The organism is Kitasatospora putterlickiae (genome assembly GCF_039527695.1).
Taxonomy (GTDB): domain Bacteria; phylum Actinomycetota; class Actinomycetes; order Streptomycetales; family Streptomycetaceae; genus Kitasatospora; species Kitasatospora putterlickiae.
Map to the genome: position 1 here is coordinate 37486 of NZ_BAAAKJ010000215.1, position 2733 is coordinate 40218.

Consider the following 2733-nt stretch of genomic DNA (forward strand, 5'->3'; position numbering starts at 1 on the left):
GGCGGCCCGGCGGCGTTCCCGGGACCGGCCGGGCGGGCGGGGGGCCCGGGGCGCGCGGCCTGTGTCCTGCGCCACATTTTTTCGGGGTTCGGGCCGTTCGAAGTACTGACACGTGTCGGCAACCGTGGCAACATCGTCCCACCGGAAGGCCGGGTCGGTGGGACGGCCCGGCGGCCGGTCGCGTGACCTGCCCATTGTTGTGCAGGCCGCCTGCCATGTCTGGGGAGTGGCGCCGTGACAGGGATGTGGGGTGTTCGCCCTCGGTGGCGGACTGACGTTCTCGGTGACTTCTTCTGTCCAGGCTGCGGCGGGGACCGCAACTACCGCCGGCAGCACGGCCGGCGGTGGCTGCGGCTGCTGGGGACCCCGGTGCTTCCGCTCGGACCGGTGATCGGCAGTGTGCAGTGCACCAGCTGTCACGGCCGGTTCGGGGTGGAGAGCCTGGAGCAGCCCACCTGCGTGCGCCTGGGCGGAATGCTGCGCGACGCGCAGTACACCGTCGCGCTGGCCCTGCTGGCCGCCGGCGGCACCGCGCACCGCGCGGCCCGCGAGGCCGCCTGCGCGGCGGTCCGGGACGCCGGCTTCGAGGACTGCGGCGAGGCGCAGGTGCTGGCCGCGCTGGCGGCGCTCTCCGGCCTCGGCGGCGAACTGTACGACGCGCACGGCATGGCCGGCGGGCTGGCCGTGGAACTGCACGCGGTGCTGGAGCCGCTCGCCCCGCACCTGGCTCAGCCGGGCCGGGAGCGGCTCCTGCTGCAGGGCGCGGCGATCGCCCTGGCCGACGGCCGGTACCGGCCGCAGGAGCGGGACGCGCTGGACGCCGTCGGGCGCTGCCTGGACCTGCCGCAGGCACGGGTGGGGGCGTTGCTGGAGGCGGCCACCCGGGCCCCCTATTAGCGACCCGCCCTCCACCGGACCCCCACGAACCGGGCCCACACCCCTCCGGGGCCCGCCGTGACCCGCACCGTTCGGCGATCCCCCACGGCCCGGTGCGGGTACACGGCTGTCCGCCGGGTCGGGGCGGCTGGGGGACAATGGTGGGATGTCCACACTGTTCGAGGCCCGTCGCGGCGAGGCGGGCGCATGAGCCTCTTCCGGGACGACGGCGTGGTGCTCCGGGCGCAGAAGCTCGGCGAGGCCGACCGGATCATCACCCTGCTCACCCGCAACCACGGCAAGGTGCGCGCGGTGGCGCGCGGGGTGCGCAAGACCAAGTCGAAGTTCGGCGCGCGCCTGGAGCCGTTCTCGCACGTGGACGTGCAGTTCTTCAGCCGGGGGAGTGAGCTGGTCGGGCGCGGGTTGCCGCTGTGCACCCAGGTGGAGACGATCGCCCCGTACGGCGGTCCGATCGTCGCCGACTACGGCCGCTACACCGCCGGCACGGCCATGCTGGAGACGGCGGAACGGTTCGCCGAGAACGAGGGCCAGCCGGCCGTCCAGCAGTACCTGCTGCTGGTCGGGGGCCTGCGCACGCTGGCGGCCGGGCTGCACGAGTCGCACCTGGTGCTGGACGCGTTCCTGCTGCGCTCGCTCGCGGTCAACGGGTACGGCGCGAGCTTCGACGACTGCGCCAAGTGCGGTATGGAGGGCCCCAACCGGTTCTTCTCGCTCCAGGCGGGCGGCGTCCTCTGCGCGGACTGCCGGGTTCCCGGATGTGCCGTACCCTCCCCTGAGACACTGGTACTGCTCGGGGCGCTGCTGTCAGGGGACTGGCCGGCGGCCGACGCCTGCGAGCCGAGGTACTGGCGGGAGGGCAGCGGCCTGGTCGCGGCCTATCTGCAGTGGCACCTGGAGCGGGGCATCCGCTCGATGAGATACGTGGAGAAGTGAGCACATGGCAGCGCGACGGCTCTTCGGCGGCGGCAAGCAGCGGGAGTACCTCCCCCCGACCCCGCACCCCAGCGGCGCCCGGCCCCCGAAGATCCCCGGCGAGCTGGTCCCCAACCACGTCGCGATCGTCATGGACGGCAACGGCCGCTGGGCGAAGGAGCGGGGGCTGCCGCGCACCGAGGGCCACAAGGTCGGCGAGGGCGTCGTGCTGGACGTGCTGAAGGGCGCGATCGAGCTGGGCGTGAAGAACATCTCGCTGTACGCGTTCTCCACCGAGAACTGGAAGCGCTCACCCGACGAGGTGAAGTTCCTGATGAACTTCAACCGCGACGTCATCCACCGCCGCCGCGACGAGATGGACGCGATGGGCGTGCGGGTGCGCTGGGCGGGCCGGATGCCCAAGCTGTGGAAGAGCGTCGTCCAGGAGCTCCAGGTCGCCGAGGAGCAGACCAAGGACAACGACGCCGTCACCCTGTACATGTGCGTCAACTACGGTGGCCGGGCCGAGATCGCGGACGCCGCGGCGGCCATCGCGGCCGATGTGGCAGCGGGCCGGCTGGACCCGAGGAAGGTCAACGAGAAGACCCTCGCCAAGTACCTGTACCACCCGGACATGCCGGACGTGGACCTGTTCCTGCGGCCCAGCGGCGAGCAGCGGACGTCCAACTTCCTGCTCTGGCAGTCGGCGTACGCGGAGTTCGTGTTCCAGGACGTGCTCTGGCCGGACTTCGACCGCCGCGACCTGTGGCGGGCCTGCGAGCAGTACGCGATGCGCGACCGCCGGTTCGGCGGGGCGATCCCGAACGAGGTGCCGGCCGAGCTGGCCGCCGAGGTGCCGGCGCAGCGCTGAGCGCACCGGAACGGCGCGAGGGCCCGCGGGAGTTCGTCTCCCGCGGGCCCTCG

Annotated in this window: 3 protein-coding genes; all 3 read left to right on the forward strand. The window is 72.9% G+C overall.

Features of this window, described 5'->3' with window-relative positions; all coding sequences use genetic code 11:
- Positions 1-387 precede the first annotated feature (387 nt).
- The 3 genes from ABD308_RS21330 (at position 388) to ABD308_RS21340 (ending at position 2680) form a co-directional block, all read left to right on the forward strand.
- Positions 388-897 carry a TerB family tellurite resistance protein gene (locus tag ABD308_RS21330; protein ID WP_344337578.1) on the forward strand — a complete coding sequence of 170 codons (510 nt, stop codon included), beginning with the start codon at positions 388-390 and terminating at the stop codon, positions 895-897.
- Between the two features lie 186 nt (positions 898-1083).
- The gene (gene recO, locus ABD308_RS21335; protein ID WP_344337579.1) at positions 1084-1830 is read left to right on the forward strand and encodes a DNA repair protein RecO; all 747 of its coding nucleotides are present in this window, start codon (positions 1084-1086) and stop codon (positions 1828-1830) included.
- A 4-nt stretch (positions 1831-1834) separates the two neighbouring features.
- The gene (locus tag ABD308_RS21340) at positions 1835-2680 is read left to right on the forward strand and encodes an isoprenyl transferase (RefSeq protein WP_344337580.1); all 846 of its coding nucleotides are present in this window, start codon (positions 1835-1837) and stop codon (positions 2678-2680) included.
- Positions 2681-2733 lie beyond the last annotated feature (53 nt).